The sequence below is a fragment of the Pseudomonas lyxosi genome (assembly GCF_047758685.1).
GTDB classification, from domain to species: Bacteria; Pseudomonadota; Gammaproteobacteria; order Pseudomonadales; family Pseudomonadaceae; genus Aquipseudomonas; species Aquipseudomonas lyxosi.
On record NZ_CP180481.1, the window covers coordinates 1,906,831 to 1,924,059 of the forward strand.

General features: G+C 61.9%; 18 protein-coding genes. 1 reads left to right on the plus strand and 17 read right to left on the minus strand.

The features are described 5' to 3' along the window. The first annotated feature begins 315 nt into the window (after positions 1–315). A complete protein-coding gene (locus ACMXYI_RS08950; protein WP_415772885.1) occupies positions 316–573 on the plus strand; it encodes a DUF6124 family protein in 258 nt (85 codons plus the stop codon). Between the two features lie 141 nt (positions 574–714). Here ACMXYI_RS08950 and ACMXYI_RS08955 read toward each other — a convergent pair whose 3' ends face one another. The 17 genes from ACMXYI_RS08955 to ACMXYI_RS09035 form a co-directional block, all read right to left on the minus strand. Beyond that, positions 715–1,941 (minus strand): beta-ketoacyl-ACP synthase, encoded by a 1,227-nt coding sequence (locus ACMXYI_RS08955; RefSeq protein ID WP_123366929.1) that lies wholly within the window; start codon positions 1,939–1,941, stop codon positions 715–717. After that, positions 1,941–2,669, minus strand: coding sequence for a 3-oxoacyl-ACP reductase FabG (fabG, locus tag ACMXYI_RS08960; RefSeq protein ID WP_134419685.1), 729 nt, complete (start codon positions 2,667–2,669; stop codon positions 1,941–1,943). The genes ACMXYI_RS08955 and fabG overlap by 1 nt, the downstream gene beginning before the upstream one ends. Further along, complete coding sequence (locus ACMXYI_RS08965) at positions 2,666–3,127, minus strand: hotdog family protein (RefSeq protein ID WP_008149597.1); 462 nt, start codon at positions 3,125–3,127, stop codon at positions 2,666–2,668. The genes fabG and ACMXYI_RS08965 overlap by 4 nt, the downstream gene beginning before the upstream one ends. Further along, entirely contained in the window at positions 3,124–4,320 is a 1,197-nt protein-coding gene (locus tag ACMXYI_RS08970; RefSeq protein WP_415772886.1) for a beta-ketoacyl-[acyl-carrier-protein] synthase family protein, read from the minus strand. The genes ACMXYI_RS08965 and ACMXYI_RS08970 overlap by 4 nt, the downstream gene beginning before the upstream one ends. Continuing rightward, the gene (locus ACMXYI_RS08975) at positions 4,317–4,799 is read right to left on the minus strand and encodes a hypothetical protein (protein WP_415772888.1); all 483 of its coding nucleotides are present in this window, start codon (positions 4,797–4,799) and stop codon (positions 4,317–4,319) included. Before ACMXYI_RS08975 ends, ACMXYI_RS08970 begins: the two co-directional genes overlap by 4 nt. Next, positions 4,799–5,524 (minus strand): class I SAM-dependent methyltransferase, encoded by a 726-nt coding sequence (locus ACMXYI_RS08980; protein WP_415772890.1) that lies wholly within the window; start codon positions 5,522–5,524, stop codon positions 4,799–4,801. The genes ACMXYI_RS08975 and ACMXYI_RS08980 overlap by 1 nt, the downstream gene beginning before the upstream one ends. Next, the gene (locus tag ACMXYI_RS08985) at positions 5,521–6,768 is read right to left on the minus strand and encodes an NAD(P)/FAD-dependent oxidoreductase (protein WP_415772892.1); all 1,248 of its coding nucleotides are present in this window, start codon (positions 6,766–6,768) and stop codon (positions 5,521–5,523) included. Before ACMXYI_RS08985 ends, ACMXYI_RS08980 begins: the two co-directional genes overlap by 4 nt. Then, a complete protein-coding gene (locus ACMXYI_RS08990; RefSeq protein WP_415772894.1) occupies positions 6,755–7,915 on the minus strand; it encodes a sodium:proton antiporter in 1,161 nt (386 codons plus the stop codon). The genes ACMXYI_RS08985 and ACMXYI_RS08990 overlap by 14 nt, the downstream gene beginning before the upstream one ends. Further along, positions 7,912–10,251 (minus strand): MMPL family transporter, encoded by a 2,340-nt coding sequence (locus ACMXYI_RS08995; RefSeq protein WP_415772896.1) that lies wholly within the window; start codon positions 10,249–10,251, stop codon positions 7,912–7,914. Before ACMXYI_RS08995 ends, ACMXYI_RS08990 begins: the two co-directional genes overlap by 4 nt. Further along, positions 10,235–10,801 carry an outer membrane lipoprotein carrier protein LolA gene (locus ACMXYI_RS09000; RefSeq protein WP_415773878.1) on the minus strand — a complete coding sequence of 189 codons (567 nt, stop codon included), beginning with the start codon at positions 10,799–10,801 and terminating at the stop codon, positions 10,235–10,237. The genes ACMXYI_RS08995 and ACMXYI_RS09000 overlap by 17 nt, the downstream gene beginning before the upstream one ends. Before the next feature lie 170 nt (positions 10,802–10,971). Next, on the minus strand, positions 10,972–11,397 hold the full coding sequence (locus ACMXYI_RS09005) for an acyl-CoA thioesterase (protein ID WP_033055401.1): 426 nt from the start codon (positions 11,395–11,397) through the stop codon (positions 10,972–10,974). Beyond that, positions 11,390–12,934 (minus strand): HAL/PAL/TAL family ammonia-lyase, encoded by a 1,545-nt coding sequence (locus tag ACMXYI_RS09010; RefSeq protein ID WP_415772898.1) that lies wholly within the window; start codon positions 12,932–12,934, stop codon positions 11,390–11,392. Before ACMXYI_RS09010 ends, ACMXYI_RS09005 begins: the two co-directional genes overlap by 8 nt. Continuing rightward, complete coding sequence (locus ACMXYI_RS09015) at positions 12,915–13,862, minus strand: glycosyl transferase (protein ID WP_415772900.1); 948 nt, start codon at positions 13,860–13,862, stop codon at positions 12,915–12,917. Before ACMXYI_RS09015 ends, ACMXYI_RS09010 begins: the two co-directional genes overlap by 20 nt. Further along, positions 13,859–14,593: a glycosyltransferase family 2 protein gene (locus ACMXYI_RS09020; RefSeq protein WP_415772902.1), complete on the minus strand. Its 735-nt coding sequence runs from the start codon at positions 14,591–14,593 to the stop codon at positions 13,859–13,861. Before ACMXYI_RS09020 ends, ACMXYI_RS09015 begins: the two co-directional genes overlap by 4 nt. 163 nt (positions 14,594–14,756) lie before the next feature. Beyond that, positions 14,757–16,436 carry an AMP-binding protein gene (locus tag ACMXYI_RS09025; protein WP_415772903.1) on the minus strand — a complete coding sequence of 560 codons (1,680 nt, stop codon included), beginning with the start codon at positions 16,434–16,436 and terminating at the stop codon, positions 14,757–14,759. Then, on the minus strand, positions 16,433–16,978 hold the full coding sequence (locus ACMXYI_RS09030) for a hypothetical protein (protein ID WP_415772905.1): 546 nt from the start codon (positions 16,976–16,978) through the stop codon (positions 16,433–16,435). The genes ACMXYI_RS09025 and ACMXYI_RS09030 overlap by 4 nt, the downstream gene beginning before the upstream one ends. Further along, the gene (locus ACMXYI_RS09035; protein WP_007992314.1) at positions 16,975–17,229 is read right to left on the minus strand and encodes an acyl carrier protein; all 255 of its coding nucleotides are present in this window, start codon (positions 17,227–17,229) and stop codon (positions 16,975–16,977) included. The genes ACMXYI_RS09030 and ACMXYI_RS09035 overlap by 4 nt, the downstream gene beginning before the upstream one ends.

The window sequence follows — 17,229 nt, forward strand, 5'->3', positions numbered from 1 at the left end:
GGCTTCAGCGACTTGCTGCATTGCCTACAACTAATCCAGAATCCGCCGGCTTGTGCGCTTTGGGGGCCATCGGTAACTTCGTTCGCATCACTGATTTCCAGTGATCGGGTTTAGTAGCCCGGTTTTCCCTCCCAAACGAATGCACAAGCGTCGTTCAGTCAGGCATACGCCTGCACTTGACGGTAGCTGTGCGCATGGCGCCCTTGGGTGCGCCGGATTTGGGTCGGTGTCCGGTCTACTAACTTGCGCACAGCTGCCACCCTTCCGTTTAGTAGCGAGACAGGTTGCGGCCCTACTAACAGGAAGACCTTCCCAATGTACAAGCCAACTCCGAACCCGCCGGATTCCGAAACACGTACACCTAGCAAAATCTTCCTCATCGCCCCCGATATCGACAACCAAACTTTGCTGGAATACGCCTGTGAATCCCTGGCATCAGCCAACGTCATGGCAAGCGATTTCGCGAGGTACCTGAAAGGATCGCAAAGCAACACACTGCTGGGGATTCAACAGTCGATCATGCTGGGAGAATTGGCGGTGAACCGGGTGTTGGATAACCTCGATCCACTCTGAGCGACCCAACCGATCGTTCCCACGCTCCCGCGTGGGAATGCCTCAACGGACGCTCCGCGTTCGGCTCTGGATGGGACGCAGAGCGTCCCGGGCTGCATTCCCACGCAGAGCGTGGGAACGATCCATCACCGTACTTCCCTGTTACGACCAGCGCCGGAAGATCAGCGAAGTATTAACCCCACCAAACGCAAAGTTGTTGTTCATCACGTACTGGTTGCTCATCTGCCGGAACTCGCCGCGCAGGTAATCGAGCTTGCCACAGTGCGGGTCGACGTCGTCGAGGTTGAGGGTGTGGACATACAGGTCGCGGTTCATCATTTCGATGCTGAACCAGGATTCCAGCGCACCGCAGGCTCCGAGGGTGTGTCCGAGGAAACTCTTCTGCGAACTGATCGGCATGTGCTCGCCGAACAACGCGCTCGTGGCCAGTGTTTCGGCAATGTCGCCCTGTTCAGTCGCGGTGCCGTGACCATTCACGTAGCCGATGTCCGAAGGCTGTAACCCGGCGTCTTCCAGCGCCAGTTCCATGGCCCGGCGCATGGTGACCTGCTCGGGACGGGTGGCGTGCTGGCCGTCGGCGTTGCTACCGAAACCGACGAGTTCAGCGTGGATGTGCGCACCGCGAGCCAATGCGTGCTCGAGTTCTTCGAGCACCAACATGCCGCTGCCTTCACCGATCACCAGGCCATCGCGGCCGCTGTCGTAGGGGCGTGGGGAAGTCTGCGGCGCGTCGTTTTTCAGGCTGGTGGCGTAGAGCGCATCGAAGACCATCGCTTCGGTGGGGCACAGTTCTTCGGCACCGCCGGCGAGCATCAATGGCAGGCGACCAAACTTGACCGACTCGTAGGCATAACCGATGCCCTGACTGCCGCTGGTGCAAGCGCTGGAGGTCGGGATCAGCCGACCGGTGAGGCCGAAGAAGATGCTGATATTCGCCGCCGTGGTGTGCGGCATCATGCGCACATAGGAGTTGGCGTTGAGGCCCTCGGCCACCGAGTTGAGCAGCATGTTGCCGAACGCCTTGATCTCGTCGGTGCTGCCGGTGGATGAGCCGCAGGAAACGCCCATGCGCCCATCCTTGATCGATTCGTCACCCAACAACCCGGCATCGGCCAATGCCTGTTCCGCCGCGCCGACCGCCAGGCGCGAGACGCGGCCCATGCTGCGCAATTGCTTGCGGGTCCAGTGGCTCGGCACTTTGAAGTCATCGATCGGCCCCGCCAGGCGCGTGTTGAGTTCGGTGAAGCGATCCCACTCGTCCATCCGCCGGATACCGCTGCGGTTGGCCGCGAAGTTAGCGGCGATGGTGTCCCAATCGCTGCCGAGTGAGGTGATGCCGGCCATGCCGGTGACGACGACGCGCTTCATCAGCATAGGCCTCCGTTGACGGCCAGAACCTGCCGGGTGATGTACGACGCTTCCGCCGACATCAGGAAATTCACCGCGCTGGCCACCTCTTCCGGGGTGCCCATGCGTTGTGCAGGGATCATTTTCATCATTTCTTCCACCGGCACGTTTTCATCGAGCATCGCGGTGTCGATCAAGCCGGGTGCGACACAGTTAACGGTAATTTTGCGCTTGCCCAATTCAATCGCCAACGCCTTCGCCGCGCCTATCAACCCGGCCTTGGAGGCGCTGTAGTTGACCTGGCCACGGTTGCCGATCAACCCGGAAACCGAGGTGATGCAAACAATCCGTCCGGCCGCGCGACGGCGAATCATCGGCATCATCACCGGGTGCAGCACGTTGTAGAAACCGTCGAGGTTGGTGCGCATCACCATGTCCCAATCATCCTCGCTCAAGGCCGGAAAAGCACCGTCGCGGGTCAGGCCGGCGTTCAGCACCACGCCGTAATAGGCGCCGTGAGTTTCCACGTCGGCTTCGAGAATGGCTTTGCAGCTGGCGCGATCGGACACGTCGAATTGCAGAATGCGCACGTTGCGCCCCAAGGCTTCGATTTCGGCCTTCACGGCTTCAGCGTCCGCCAGGCCACTGCGGCAATGCAGCACGATGTCATGCCCGGCCTGAGCCAGACGCAAAGCGATAGCGCGGCCGATGCCACGGCTGGAACCGGTGATCAGTACGGATTCAGTCATGGCTGGGTTCCTTGGGTTTCATGAAGGTATTGAGCGGCCTGAGGCGGACGGAACACGTTCAGACGAGCGGTGGCGTGAATGCCGGGGGCGGTGATGTGGCATTCGAACACGCCCATGCCGTTGTCGTCTTCCAGTGAGCGGATGCCGTGGATGGTTAGCTCGGTGCCGGCGGGGAAGTGCTCGACGTTGCATTCGAATTTACGGGTGCCGAGCAGAAACCCCAGCTCCACCGCATCGCCACGCTGGCGCGCATGGCAACCGGCGTAGGCGGCGACGCTCTGGGCCATCAGTTCGATGCCGACCCAGGCCGGCAGGCTACCGTCCGGGCGGTTGAACAGGCCATCGGGTTTGACCGTGAGGCGGGTGTAAATCTGCTCGTCATCGAACGACAGGATCTGTTCGATGAAGATCATGTCGCCAGCATGCGGCAGCAGTTCGGCGATCGGCCAGTCAATCATGGGGCGTCTCCGATAATCAGGCTGACGTTGTTACCACCGAAGGCAAAGGAATTGCTCATCAGATAGCGAGGTGCAATGGACGTCAGGCGATTGGCCGGGGTCACCCAATCCAGGGCTGGCAATTCGGGGTCCGGTTGGCCGTCCCAGACGTGAGGCGGCAGGGCGTGCTCGCGGTTGCCTGCACTCAGGCTTAACCAGCAGAACGCCGCTTCCAGAGCGCCGGCCGCACCGAGGGTGTGGCCGGTCATGGGTTTGGTCGACGAACACGGCACACCCGTCGGGAACAACGTCGCCACCGCCAGGCTTTCCATGGCGTCGTTGTGTTGGGTGGCGGTGCCGTGCAGGTTCAGGTAGTCGATCTGTTGCGGTTGCAGTTGTGCTCGGCTCAAGGCTTTGCGCATCGCTTGCAGGGCGCCACGGCCGCTGGGTTCCGGTGCGGAAATGTGGTGTGCATCGGAGCTCGCGCCACTGCCGAGCAGGGCAATCGGTTGGCCATCGTCGACATTTTTGCTCATCAAAAACAGCACCGCCGCTTCGCCAATGTTGATGCCGTTACGGTTCACCGAAAACGGGTTGCAGCGTTGCCCGGACACCGCTTCCAGCGCCGAGAACCCATTGAGGGTCAACTTGCACAGGCTGTCGACACCGCCGCACAGCACCGCATCGCAAATGCCCAGGTCCAACAGTCGCTGAGCACTCATCAGCGCTCGGGCGCTGGAGGTGCAGGCCGTGGAAATCACATAGGCCGGGCCGCTCAGTTGCAGCCAGTCGGCGAGGAAGGTCGCCGGCGCGCCGAGTTCCTGTTGCTGATAGTCATAATCGGCCGGGAACTGATGCTCGCGGATGTAATGGGCCAGGCCGCGACTGGCTTCGTCGATGCCCGAGGTGCTGGTGCCCAGAACGATACCGATGCGGTCGCGGCCGTAGGTCTGGATCGCCTGGTCGATGTCTTCGCGAATTTGCAGCGCGGCTTCCAGCAGCAATTGATTATTACGAGTGTCTTGCGGCGCAAGCTCAGCCGGGATCGGCGCCAGTTCGCCATGGACCGCGGCCACGGGCAACGACCGTTCCGCCACCCAGCCGGTCTCATTGCGCATGCCCGAGCAGTCACCGGCAAACAGGTTGCGGGCGACTTCGTGCTTGTCACGGCCCAGGGCGCAGATCACCCCGAGGGCGTTCAGGTAGGCCGTCATGGCGTGTCCCCGCTGAGCGGCGTGACTTGATATTTCGGGCCTTTGGGCAGGTTCAATTCAAAGCTCATGGGTTGTGAGTAGCGGACTTCCCAGTGCGCTGGCAAGGATCGTTGCGAGCCATGCTGCCACGCGGCGGGATAGTTGCCCGACAGTTCATCTTTGGGGGTCAGCGCAAACAGCAGCGCGGCGAACAGCTCTCGCGCTTCCGGATTGGGCGGCAGCAGACCGTCAGCCTGCCACTCGCCATCGACCAGTTTCTGGCGTGCCTGTGGAATGCCCAGCAAGTCCATCATCGACCAGCGAATGCCTGGGCCTTCACGCTGGATCACCAGCACCCAATCCTGACGTTGATCGGCCACCAGGCGCTGGATATGCAATTGCAGCGGCAACGACAGGTTCGGGGTTTGCTCGGGCAGCGGCGCCCGGCTGGCACAGGCGCTCAGCAACAGGACGCAACCCAAAAGCAGAAAACGGACCATCAGGCACACCTATCAAGAGGTTTGCGCGCGACCACATTGACCAGGGTTTCTTCCCGTTGGCCAAAGGGCTTCGGCCGGCGCAGACCCAAGCGTTCAAACAGGCCGAAATCCTTGGCGCGGCTCCACCACAAGTATGGATAAGACACGTTTTGCGGGCCGAGTTCGAAACCCTGCTGGCGAATCATGTGCAGATACCCGGCGGCGCTCTTTTGCACGTGCATCGGATGGCGGAACAACCAGCGGATCACCCAGGTATCAATGTAAGCCTCGGTGGATTCGGCGAACAGCAGATAGCCACCGGGCTTGAGCACGCGGTAGAACTCGGCCAGCGCCTGTTCCTGCTGCACCAGGTGATGGAAGGTCTGGTGACAGAACAGCAGATCGACGCTGGCGTCCGGGACGTTGATGTTCGCGCAGTCGCTGCCGGTCAACTCCACCTCCATGCCCTGACGGACAGCTTCTTCGCCGGCCAGGTTCAGGCTGTGAGGGTCAGCGTCCAGACCGATCAGGCGCTGGGGGGCAAAGGTCTGACGCAAGTACTGGAACGACTTGCCCTGACCACAACCGGCATCCAGCAGCACCGGGTTGCTCGGCGGTGTTTCGCTGAACAGGCCGCGAAGGTCACTGATCGCCACTCGCAACACATGGTGCTGCCAGGTGTGGCTGCGCAGGAACCAGAAACCAAAGCGGGTTTCTTCGACGTAGGTGTCGCTCAAGTAGCTCATGTGGCATCCCTTGCACAGAGCTCCGAGAGCATCCGCAGCCGGCGCTTGGGTTCGGCAACGAACGGATTACGCTCGTCCCAGGCATAACCGGCCAGAATCGAACTGATCATGCGGCGAATATCGGGCGAGCCGCCCTCATGGTAAATCACATCCTGGAACGTCCCGGCGTACCAGCCTTCAACGTAGCAACGGAACGTGTCGACGCCGCGCTTGAGCGGGATGGCGAACTCAGTCTGCCAATCGACATTTTCGCCCTGCAGTTGGCGATGCAGAACCGCGGCGGCCATGCTCGCCGAGCGCATGGCGATGGTCACGCCGGAGGAGAACACCGGGTCGAGGAATTCCGCCGCGTTGCCGAGCAGGGCAAAGCCTGGCCCGTGGAGGGTTTTGACGTTGGCCGAGTAACCGCCGATGGTTCGAGCAGGCGTATCCCACACGGCGTTGTTCAACACGCCGGCCAGGCTTGGGGTTTCAGTGATAAACCCTCGCAGGCACTCGTCCAGATTTTCCATGCGGCCTTCGAAGTGTTCGGCTGCCGCGACCACGCCCACCGAGCAACGGCCGTTGCTGAACGGGATGGTCCAGAACCAGATGTCGCGGTGGATCGGATGGGTGGTGATGAGGATTTTTTCCCGCTCGAAGGCCGGGTTGTCGATGTGGTCTTCGACGTGGGTGAACACGGCCTGGCGCACCGGGAAATCCGACGGTGCTTCAAGGTCGAGCAAGCGCGGCAACACACGGCCGTAGCCGCTGGCATCCAGCACGAAATCGGCTTCGACGCGGTACTGGCTGCCGTCTTCGCGAAGCACGTCGAGCTGCGGTTTCGGCAGGGTGAAATCGACGCTGACAATGGCTTCGCCGTAGCGAACTTCCACACCTTGCAGCGCGGCTTGATCGGCCAGCAGCTTGTCGAAATCGGCACGCAGGACCTGGAAGGTGGTCGGCTTGCCGTTGCTGAAAGTCTCGCCGAAATCAAAGGCGCTGTATTGCTCGCCCCAAGCGAATGCCGCACCGTTTTTCAACTGGAATCCGGCGGCGTTCACCGCCTCGAGCATGCCGGCTTCTTCGACGAAATCCAGGCAGTGAGACAGCAGGCTTTCACCGATGGAAAACCTTGGGAAATGCTGGCGTTCGATCATCAATACATCGTGACCTTTGCGCTTGAGCAGCGCGGCGGCGATGGCGCCCGATGGACCTGCACCGATCACCACGACCTGGCGATGTTCCATTTCAACTGTTGGCACGGGGGCTCCTTGCCGGGACGGCGATGTTCAGAGGGGTTCGGTGCATGCCGGCGAGTGCCGGCAGCAGTGTCGCGATCAGGCCCATCACCATCAGCGCGAAGTACAGCGCCGGGCTGATGAGTTGTTGTTGCAGCAGCAGGTTGAGAAAGACGATCTCGCTCAAGCCACGAATATTCAGCAGGACACTTTCCCGCCAGCGACTGGCGCCTTCAAACGAGGCGCCGGCCCAGCCGAGGCCCAGCCAGTTGCCCAGCAGTTTACTGGCAATCGGGAACAGCAGTAGCGCCGCCAGTTGCACCCAACCGAGGCTGGCCATGGCCGCATGGACGTTGATCTGCACGATGCCGAACGTGAGGATCAGCGGGATCGCGATATACGTCTGCAAGTGACTCATCCAGATCACCGGCAACGGCAGCACCAGCGGCACTTTGAGCGCGGCCATCCACAGCAGGTAACCGATGCCGAAAATCAGCGCATTGAGCTTGAAGTGTTCCGCCACGACCAGCAATGCGAAGAAGCAACCGCTGTGCAGCAACGGTTGGCGCAAGCGGAGCAGACGCAGCAGCAACGGCAGGCAGGCGCCGGCCAGCGGCAGCAGGAGGCTGCTCAGGTGCAGGCTGCCCTGGGCGATGGCAAACAGAGTCCAGCAAGTGAGGTCGATGAGGATCGCGGTCTGCACCAGTCGCCGGGTCGCGGCAGGCGGGTATTTGATGTGCCGCAGATACAAATACAACACCGGAATCGCGGTGATGGCGAACAGCAGGCCGACCGCCAGCGAACTGATCCAGGGTTGCGGCGGTAGCAGCCAGACCGCTGTTGCGAGGCCGCAGGCAAACGGAATACAGAAACTCGGCACGGCGATTTTCAGGCTTTGACGGTCGAGTCGCAGATCGATCACGTCACTGAGAATATGCCCCAGCAACAAGGCAAAGCTCAGGCTGTAGACGTTTTTCAGCCAGGTCGGCGCGACCAGCGCGGCGCCGCTCAATTGCCACTGGGGTTCGATCCAGAAGTACATCAGCAGCGGCAGGCCGAAGGTGGCCAGCAGCAACTGGCTGACAATCGGGATCACGCCGAAGTGACGACCGACACGGGTGGCCACGGCGAACAGCGCCAGGGCCATGACCCAGAACACGGCGATCATCATATGGCTGACTCCGTGACCGGGGCGGCGTGAACCTGGCGTCCGGCCCACGGTGCAAGGATGAAGCTGAACGCCAGGCCCAGGCTCACCGACAGACCAAAGTTGCTCACCGCCGGCGTGCTGGACACCGCCAGCAAACCGAACGACAGCCACGTGGTCACCGCCGCCAGCAAAGTGCCCAGCAGGCTCACGGCAGCGCCGCCGACCTGTTCACGCATGAGGATCGCGTAATCGACGCTGATGGCCGTCACCAGCAGCAGGCCGAACAGGCTGAACAGCGTCAGCGGTTGCCCCATCCAGCCGAGACTGGCCAGGCTGCACAGCGCGGCCAGCAGCGGCAGGGAGACGATCCGCAGCGCGCCGCCGAAGCCGAACGGCAGGATCAGCACCAGCACGATCAGCACACAGGAAGCGAGTTTCAACTCTGCGGCACTGATCTGGGTGTCGGCGAACACCTTGTTCAACTCGCCGAGGCGATCCACCAGTTCCACGCCCGGCAAATCCAGCGCCTGGACGCGTAGCAGAGAGGGGTTGTTCAGGCCTTGCAGGCTGACCATCGCCGCCACACCGTCATCGGTCGGTCCCAACCACAGCGTGCGATAGGGCTCGGCCAAAGGACCGACCAGCGCCGCGTCGATGTCTTCGGTGGGCAGTGCCTGCAATTTCGTGAGCTCTGCTTGCAGCGCCTCGGCCGGCACGCCGACATCGAGTAGCGGTTGCCAGAACTGCGGCAACTTGTTCAGCGCTTCACGCACTTTCCGCTGTTCGGTGGGTTGGCTGACCAATTGATTGAGCGACAGATAACCCTGGAGTTTTTCCAGGTTGACCAACTGATCCAGTCGCTCGCTCAGCGCGGTTTGGCGTTCCAGCAGTTGCTGCTGATTGGCCGCGCGCACCAGGAAGAACTGGCTGGTGGGTTGATAGCCAGTGATGCGTGCAATGGTTTGTGCTTCGTCAGTCAGTTGCTGCGGTGCGCCGACCCACTGGCGAATGTCGTTTTTGGTGTCGAGCTGCAACAGACCGCCCACACAAAAGGCAATCAGCAGCGCCAGCAGCACCGGCGTACTCGCGAGTTTGAGCAGCGCTTCACGGCGCCCCAGAAAATACTCGGCCACCCGCAGCGGCCACTGCGCTGGACGCAGGTCTGTACCCTTGAGCAGTGCCGGCAGCAGGCACACCGCGGACAAATAAGCGCCGAGCAGACCGGCGGCAGAGAACACGGCGATCTGGGTCAGCGCCGGGAACGGTGTCCAGGCCAGGGCCAGGTAACCGATGCAACTGGTGATCAGGCTCAGCGTCAGGCCCGGCAACGTCAGGCGCAGGGCCGGCCAACTGTGCCAGGGTTTCAGGCTCCAGCTCTTGGACAGGTAATGCAGCGGGTAATCGACCGCTACGCCGATCAGGCTGGAACCAAGCACCAGCGTCATCACGTGCATATGGCCGAACAGCGCGACACAGGCCACCGCGCCGAAGAGCATGCCGACCAGCACCGGAACGAAGGCCAGCAACACTCGCCAGCGCCGGAAGGCCAGCAGCAACAGCATCAGAATGCCCGCCGTGGCGCCGCCACCGACCCAGGTCATTTCCCGGGTGGCTTGCTTTTGCCCACTGGCCGCATAGAGCAAGCCGCTGGCGGCAAGCAACTGAACGTTTGCCTGAGCGGCTTCTTCACGGCTGTGCTGGAGCAGGTCGGCCACTTGCAGCGGCAGGTTCATGTCGAAGGCGTTGCCCGTGGTGCGCGAGCGCAGCAGCACCCAACTCTTGCCGTCGGCATCGGCGACCAGCGCACCGCTGCCGATGTCCAGTTGCACCGAACCGTGCTGCGGCTGACTGTTCTGGATGCGCCCGGTCAGGCCCAGCCAGTCATCCTGGCTCGGCACAAGGCTGAAACCGGTGAAAGGGTCGAACAGCGCTTGTACTCGCTGATGGATAAAGGCGTCGGGATGCTCAATCAGTTGCTGCCGGTCAGCCGCTGAGAGCATCGCCAGTCGGCCATTGAGCAATTGCGTGCGCAGCGCCGGCAGGTCGGCTTGCAGGTTCCACTGGACCTTTTCGAACAAGCCGCTGGCCTGCCACTGCTCACCCAGTTTCTGCGCCATGGCGACCGCTTGCTGGCGATCGGTGTGGCCGACCAGCACCAGCATTTCGCGGTTCAGCGGCTCTTGCATGCGTTGTTCGGCGCGCAGTTCCAGCGCGTCTGGCGCCGTGCCCGGCACCAGTTCCATCAGGTTGGCCGACAGCGGTGCGCCGTCACGCCATTGCCAACCGGCGAGCGCGAGCACCGCCAGCAGCAGGATCAGAAATAGCCGCGGAAGACTCCGTTCACTCGGCAAAGTCATGTTGCTCCGCATCGCTCAACGGTTGGGTGCTGGTGCTGTCCTGCATGCGCAAAAGCGTGCTGTCGCCTTGAGTTTCGAGCAGCTCGATGCTGTGCACCAGTTCGCCGCCGGCAATGTTGATTTGAGTGAACACCTGCTTGAGCAGCATGGAACGCGGGGTCAGCGTCAGCTTCCAGTTCTGCGTATCGCCGCTCAGTGAAAGCTCGAAATCCCGTTGCAGCCCGCTGCTGTCGCCTTGCAGTACCGCAAGGAACAAACGGTTCTGCTCGGCGCCGGCACTCTTGCTCGGCAGCATTTGCCAACCGCTGGCGTCACGCCGGGCGATGCCTTTGGCGCTGATGCGGTAATCCTGTTGCAGCGGGGTTTTCAGCAGCCAGAGCAAACCGTGGTTTTTAGCGAGAACGAAAGTGCCCTTGCTGGTCAGCGGCTGGGGCAGGGCGCGCAGGTGTTTTTCCTGGATGAAGTTGCCGTGGATCACGTCAGGTTTTGCCAATTGATCGCTGAGCTGCTGCAAATCAAAAGCCTGCGCCAGCGAAGAAAACCCCAGCATCAATACCAGCCCCGCTACGAACCCGTAGCAGCTGCCGAGCCCGCGAGGCTGCGTTCGGCGGCGAAGCCGTCGTAAAACCTGCGCTTGTGATGCATCAGGAGAAACGCTGGGCGATTGCTGCGCAATCGAACGCAGGCTTCGCCAGCTGCTACAGACGGTTTTCAGCAGGTTCATGCGAGCATCCTTTCAACAGCGTCGGTGAAGACCTTGGGTGAGGCCAACTGCATTTCGCGGCTGCTCATGTCGACGGCGACCTGCACGGAACTGGCGCGGGTCAAGCGTTCGCCGGTTTCCAGATCGCTGATCAGATAGCTGATCTTCAGACGGTTCTCCCATTCCACCAGATTGGCGCGCACGTTCAACTTCTGGCCGAACACTGCGCCGCGCACATAACGCAATTGCAGATCGATCACTGGCCACGCATAGCCTGATTCGACCATGGCCGTGTAGTTGTGGCCGATCTTGTCCAGCAGCGCGCAGCGGGCGACTTCCAGGTATTTGATGTAATGGCCGTGCCAGACAACGTTCATGGTGTCGACATCAAAGAACGGCACGAGGATTTCCGTATCGGTGTGAAGCACTCCCTTGCTACGCATGCAGCCTCCAGTGTTGCTCGGCGATGCGGTGCAGGCACAGGCGCAATTCACCTTCCAGCGCGCGGTCTTCGATGACCGGCGGGAAGTCCTTGGCCAGTTCTTCGTGCATGGCGGCCAGTGCTGGCGGCAATGGACGTGCATCCTCGGCCTTGCTGCGCAGCCAGACGCCTTGGTTGGCGGCCAGCAGGGTGGCGGCGGCGACCTGTTCGGTCAGCTCCAGCACGCGGATCGCATCGCGGGCGGCGATGGTGCCCATGCTCACTTTGTCCTGGTTGTGGCACTCGGTGGAGCGCGAGAAGACGCTGGCCGGCATGGTGTTTTTCAGCGCTTCGGCGGTCCAGGCGCTGGTGCCGATCTGCACGGCTTTGAAACCATGGTTGAGCATTGCGCGATCCGCGGTGGCGCCGGACAAGTTGCTCGGCAAACCGTGGTTGTAACGCTCGTCTACCAACAGGGCGAGTTGACGGTCGAGCAGGTCGGCGACGTTGGCCACCAGGTTTTTCAGGCTGTCCATGGCGAACGCAATGTGGCCGCCGTAGAAGTGCCCGCCGTGCAGCACGCGCTCGGCTTCGGCGTCGATAATCGGGTTGTCGTTGGCGCTGTTGAGCTCGATCTCGATGAACGAGCGCAGCCAGTTCAGGCTGTCGGCCAATACGCCGAGGACGTGGGGTGCACAACGCAGTGAATAACGGTCTTGCAGGCGATGCAGCGGCGCGGTCGGCGTGTCGATCGCCAGATCCTTGCGCAGCCACGCGGCGACTTGCATCTGCCCCGGATGCGGTTTGGTGGCGAACAGGCGCTCGTCGAAGTGCTCCGGGTTGCCTTGCAACGCGACCACGTTCAACGCGGTGATGCGAGTCGCCAGTTGCAGCAGGTAATCGGCGCGGGCATAGGCCAGGCACGCGAGGCCGGTCATGACGGCGGTGCCGTTCATCAGCGCCAACGCTTCTTTGGGGCGCAGAACCAGCGGCTCCCAACCCAGTTCCCGGTGCACGTCGGCGGCTTGTCGGCGTTCGCCACGGAACATCACTTCGCGCTCGCCGGACAGGGTCGCGGCGACATAGGACAACGGCGTCAAATCACCGCTGGCGCCCACCGAGCCTTCTTCAGGGATCAGCGGCAGAATGTCGTGTTCGAGGAAGGCTTGCAGGCGTTCCAGCAGTTCCACACGCACCCCGGACACGCCGTGGCACAGCGACTGTAAACGCGCCGCCAGCACCGCTCGAGTGGCCTGAGCATCGAGCAGTTTGCCCAAGCCGCAGCCGTGAAACGTGTACAGATGACGGGGCAACGCCTCGACGTGATGCAGCGGCACCGCGACCACGCAAGAATCGCCGTAGCCGGTGGTCACGCCGTAGATCACGCCTTCCTTGTCCAGCAGGGAGTCCAGGAATCGCGCACCCTTGGCGATACGCTCGCGGTACGCAGGGTCGCTTTGCAACTGCGTCGGCACCTGACGGTTGGCCAGGGCCAGCACGTCTTCGATGCGCAAAGGGAGTTCGCCGAAGGTTACCGGCTCAAGCGTTGGCGTCGTCATCGGTCTTCCAGAAAGGGTAAAAGTTGAACCATTGTTGGGGCGCTTCAAGGCAATAGTGACCCAAGCGTTCGGCATAGCGGGAGGCCCACTGATGAATGACCTGCTCGCGGTCGCTGCGCTTCCACACCACGGCCTCGGCGAACGGTTCGAGGGTCAGTCGATAGTCGCCCGTCGGCTTCTTCAGGCACAGCATCAGGTTGATCGGGCATTTCAGCAGGCCGGCCAGCAACCATGGCCCCTGGGGGAACGCGGCTTGATGACCGAGGAAGTCCACGGTCACGCTACGCCCGCCATGCAGCGGCACGCGATCGCCAGCAATCGCCAGCCACTCGCCGCGCTCCAGGCGTTCATGGAGTTGCAGCATGATTAGCGGGTCCAGCTCGCTGACCTGAATCAGCCGCAGATTGGTCGCGCCGGCTTCACCCAGCAAACGGTTGAATTGTTCAGCGTGCTTGGTATGCACCAGCACGTTCATCGTGACTTTTTCACCGATCTCCGCCAGCGCGCGACAGACCTCGAGATTGCCCAGGTGCGCGCCCACCAGCATCTGCCCGCGGGTGCCGCGCAGTTGATTGCGCAGCAAGGCCGGGTCGATTATTTCGATCTGCTCGATGCTCAGCTTGCCGTTCCATACGTCGAGCTTGTCGAGCATGGAATCGGCGAAGGCCATGAACTGGCCGAAGACTCGCCAATGGGTCGGGCGCAATTCATTGCGACCGCTCCAGTCGGCGAGCCGCTGCTGGTATTGCCAGGCGCTGCGGCGAGCGCTGCGCCCGAACAGGAAAAAGTACAGAACGATGCCGTACAGCAGCGGGCTCAGCAGCCGCCGGCCCAGCACTTTGGCGCAGAGTGCGGTGAATTTCATCAGCCAGAAGCTGCCGCGCTCTTCGCGGTCAGCCCAGTGCTTTTTATCCGCGTCAGTGCTCATGCTCGCCACCGTCGCCAGAGGATCACTGGTGCCCGCAGCAACATGCCGAAGAACAACCGGGTGTGCATGCTCGTAATCAGCACGTTGTCGTGGAACAGGCGGAAATGCGAGACGCCATCCAGCGGGTAATGGACTTTGGTTTGCAGCCATTGCATGGGGAGATTGCGCCAGGCCAGTCGTACGAGAATGTCCGAGTCGAAGTCCATGCGCTTGCCGATCTTCGCCGAATCGATCAGCGCCAGGGTCGGTGGTAACGGATAGACACGGAAGCCGCACATGGAATCGCGAATCTGCAACGACAGGGTGTTGATCCAGACCATGACGTGAGTCAGGTAACGGGCATACAAACGACCTTTCGGCACGCTGGCGTCGTATCGCGGATAGCCGCAGATCACCGCCTCGGGATGGGCGCGTGACAGTTCGATGAAGGTCTGGACGTCTTGCAGGTCATGCTGACCGTCGGCGTCCACCTGCAAGGCATGGCTGAAGCCCAGGCGCGAGGCTTCGCGAAAACCGGTCATGACCGCGCCACCCTTGCCCTGGTTGGCGCCGAGTCGAATCAGGAACACCTTGTCGCGCAGGGCCAGTTGATCGAGCACCTTTGCGCAGGCCGGGCTACTGGCATCGTCCACCAAAATGCATGGCAGGCTGCTGGCGAGCAGCGCATCAACCACCGTGGTGATGGCGGTTTCGTGGTTGTAGACGGGGATGATTGCGCAGGGGTTATGCATGTTGGCTCACACCTCGCCCTTGTAGCAGCTGGCGAAGCCTGCGTCCGACCGCGAAGCGGTCGTAAACCGGTTTTGAAGATCTTTCAGATTAACCGGGGTGCTCCAGACGCGAGCGCTTCGCGCTCGAACGCAGCCTTCGGCAGCTGCTACAGGGGATCTCAACTTATCCACAATCCGCCTCCAGCAAGATCCGCCCACTGGAGCAGGTCGCGGTCTCGTTGCGATAGGTGAAATACAACTTGCTGCGCGTCGGATCGAAGCGCAGGTGCAGTTGGACTTCATCGCCGGGGCGTACCAGTTGCTGGAATTTCAGCACTTCCATACCGGCGAATTTTGCCGGCAGGTCCATCAATTGCTGACCCAGCGTTAACGCCCATTCCACTTGCACTACACCGGGCAATACCGGCGCCTGAGGGAAGTGACCGCTGAAGTAGGCGAGGTCGGGTGGTACCGCCAGTTGCAGGCTCCATTCGCCATCGACTTCGACCTGATCCAGCACTTCCGGCGCCTTTGGGCGCGGCGCCAGCAGCAGGGCTTCAACGGTGGCCTGGGGTAGTTTGCCCTGAGCGTTCAGCGGCATTTGCCGCAACAGGCGCCAGCGTCGTGGCAACGCCAGGGCTTCGCAATGCTGGCTCAAATGCTGACGCAATTCTTGCGTGAGGGTGCGTCGACCCTGATTGCGCAACGCATGCAGGCCTGACTCGGTCAGCACCAGCAGCGCACCCAATGAAGCGCGGTTTTCCTGAACCACGCCAAGACGCGCTTCGGCGACCCAGTCGTGGGCCATCAGGGCCTGTTCCAGCATCGGTAGTGAGATACGTTTTTCTTCCAGTTTGACGATCCGGTCCAGCCGTCCGAGCAGTTCGAATCGGCCGTCGGCAGCGATTCGCGCGGCATCCGCGGTGTGTTCGATATGCCCGGGAGGCAAGTACGGTGAAGCAATGAGCAGGGCGCCGTCGCTGTCCTGGCTCAACTCGATATCAGCAAAGGGCTGCCAGAGCGCGTGGCCCTGACGCCAGGCGATGCCGCCGGTTTCCGAGCTGCCGAGGATTTCCGTCGGCCACTGCTGCAGGCGTTGCTGAAGGCTTTGTGCGGCCTCGGCCGGCAGGGCGCCGCCGGAGGAAAATACCCGGCGAACTGCACTTAACGCGGGCCAGTCGAGGTTGTCGCCCATGCGCTTGAGCAACGCCGGGCTGGCGACCCAGGCGAATACCGGGTGTTCGCGGCTGGCGCGCTGCAGGTCTTCAGGGAATGCCAGCTGCTTGCGCACGAACGAGCGCCCGGCGCACAGCGGCCACAGCACTCGAAACAATAATCCGTAGATATGTTGAGTGGCGACGCTTCCGATGATGCAAGCCGCGCCAAGATCGGCGCCCCAGAGCCGCTCCAGCGCTTCGACTTCATTGGCCAGTTGGCGCAGGGTTTTGTCGATGCGCTTGGGCTCGCCACTGGAACCGGACGTGCACAGGCTCAGCGAACAGCGATCCAGATCCAGTGCTGCCGCCATCAACGGCGGATGCCGATAATCGCTCAGGTGTGCGTCATCGGCCTGATCGGTCAGCCACAGATCGACTTCGGTCGACCAGCGCTGGCGCGTCTGGGCTTGCAGGTCTGCGGGCAGCAGCACGCTGACCCCGGCACGCCAGGCACCGAGCAGGGCAATCGCCAGGTCAGCGGCGTCCTCAAGGTGCACGGCAATACGCCGTGCACCCTGGGCTTGCAGGCCCGCGGCGAGGCTTAAAGCCTGTTCGCAAAGCTGTGCGTGATTGAGTGCCGGTTCGGCCGTCACGGCACGTTCCGGTTGCGCCTTGAGCAACAGGTGCTCAAGTTTTATCCAATTCATGGGTGGCCTCGTACCCGTTGTCGTATAAGCCATTCAATGGCAAACAGCAGGCCCATCAATCCGTAGGAAATCAGGCCGGTGTACAACATCCACCAACTTAGCGGCGCCCAGAGGGTCAGGGCGGCGGCGAGCAAACCGTTAAAGAGAAAAAACACGCACCAGACGATCGTCACCTGGCGGGTATAAACAATCGCCTTGGCCGGCAGTTGCGGTTCGCGCAAACGCGCCAGGCGTTCGATGATCGGCGGGCCAACTATCAAGCTCAGGCCAAACAGCCCGAGCATGAACGCGCTGATCAGCACCGGGTACCAGCGCAGCAGCAGCGGGCTATCGAACAACGCCAGCAACAGGCAAAAAGCAATCGCGGTGACTGCCATCCACAAACTGCCGGGTTTGCGCGTACCGAGCAGTGCCCGGGCCAGCCACAGGCTGCCCAGCAGCAGACCAAACTGCCACGGCGCGAAATGTTCCATGCCGAAATACACCGCGAAGGGGTACAGCAGGCCCGCCAGCAGCAGGCCGAGGCCGATCAGTCGGCTCATGCGGCCGGCTGAACCAGACGGTAGACCGCCTCGACCACGTCGCTGACGGTGCGCACCGATTTGAACTCTTCGGCAGCGATTTTCTTGCCGGTCTGGCGCTTGATGTGATCGATCAGGTCGACCGCGTCAATGCTGTCGATTTCCAGGTCCTGATACAGGTTGGATTCGAGGCTTACGCGCTCGGGGTCCAGCTCAAAGAGTTCGACCAGAGCATCGCGCAGGGTGTTGAAGATGTCGTCACGAGTTTGCAT

Bases quoted from the DNA above. Each gene is read 5' to 3' on its own strand.
- ACMXYI_RS09005 (WP_033055401.1), bottom strand. From the start codon at position 11,397: ATGCGTAGCAAGGGAGTGCTTCACACCGATACGGAAATCCTCGTGCCG.
- ACMXYI_RS08950 (WP_415772885.1), top strand. From the start codon at position 316: ATGTACAAGCCAACTCCGAACCCGCCGGATTCCGAAACACGTACACCT.
- ACMXYI_RS09035 (WP_007992314.1), bottom strand. From the start codon at position 17,229: ATGCAAACTCGTGACGACATCTTCAACACCCTGCGCGATGCTCTGGTC.
- ACMXYI_RS09030 (WP_415772905.1), bottom strand. From the start codon at position 16,978: ATGAGCCGACTGATCGGCCTCGGCCTGCTGCTGGCGGGCCTGCTGTAC.
- ACMXYI_RS08995 (WP_415772896.1), bottom strand. From the start codon at position 10,251: ATGACTTTGCCGAGTGAACGGAGTCTTCCGCGGCTATTTCTGATCCTG.
- ACMXYI_RS09010 (WP_415772898.1), bottom strand. From the start codon at position 12,934: ATGACGACGCCAACGCTTGAGCCGGTAACCTTCGGCGAACTCCCTTTG.
- ACMXYI_RS09015 (WP_415772900.1), bottom strand. From the start codon at position 13,862: ATGAGCACTGACGCGGATAAAAAGCACTGGGCTGACCGCGAAGAGCGC.
- ACMXYI_RS09020 (WP_415772902.1), bottom strand. From the start codon at position 14,593: ATGCATAACCCCTGCGCAATCATCCCCGTCTACAACCACGAAACCGCC.
- ACMXYI_RS09025 (WP_415772903.1), bottom strand. From the start codon at position 16,436: ATGAATTGGATAAAACTTGAGCACCTGTTGCTCAAGGCGCAACCGGAA.
- ACMXYI_RS08955 (WP_123366929.1), bottom strand. From the start codon at position 1,941: ATGAAGCGCGTCGTCGTCACCGGCATGGCCGGCATCACCTCACTCGGC.
- ACMXYI_RS08970 (WP_415772886.1), bottom strand. From the start codon at position 4,320: ATGACGGCCTACCTGAACGCCCTCGGGGTGATCTGCGCCCTGGGCCGT.
- ACMXYI_RS08975 (WP_415772888.1), bottom strand. From the start codon at position 4,799: ATGGTCCGTTTTCTGCTTTTGGGTTGCGTCCTGTTGCTGAGCGCCTGT.
- ACMXYI_RS09000 (WP_415773878.1), bottom strand. From the start codon at position 10,801: ATGCTGGGGTTTTCTTCGCTGGCGCAGGCTTTTGATTTGCAGCAGCTC.
- ACMXYI_RS08980 (WP_415772890.1), bottom strand. From the start codon at position 5,524: ATGAGCTACTTGAGCGACACCTACGTCGAAGAAACCCGCTTTGGTTTC.
- ACMXYI_RS08965 (WP_008149597.1), bottom strand. From the start codon at position 3,127: ATGATTGACTGGCCGATCGCCGAACTGCTGCCGCATGCTGGCGACATG.
- ACMXYI_RS08990 (WP_415772894.1), bottom strand. From the start codon at position 7,915: ATGATGATCGCCGTGTTCTGGGTCATGGCCCTGGCGCTGTTCGCCGTG.
- fabG (WP_134419685.1), bottom strand. From the start codon at position 2,669: ATGACTGAATCCGTACTGATCACCGGTTCCAGCCGTGGCATCGGCCGC.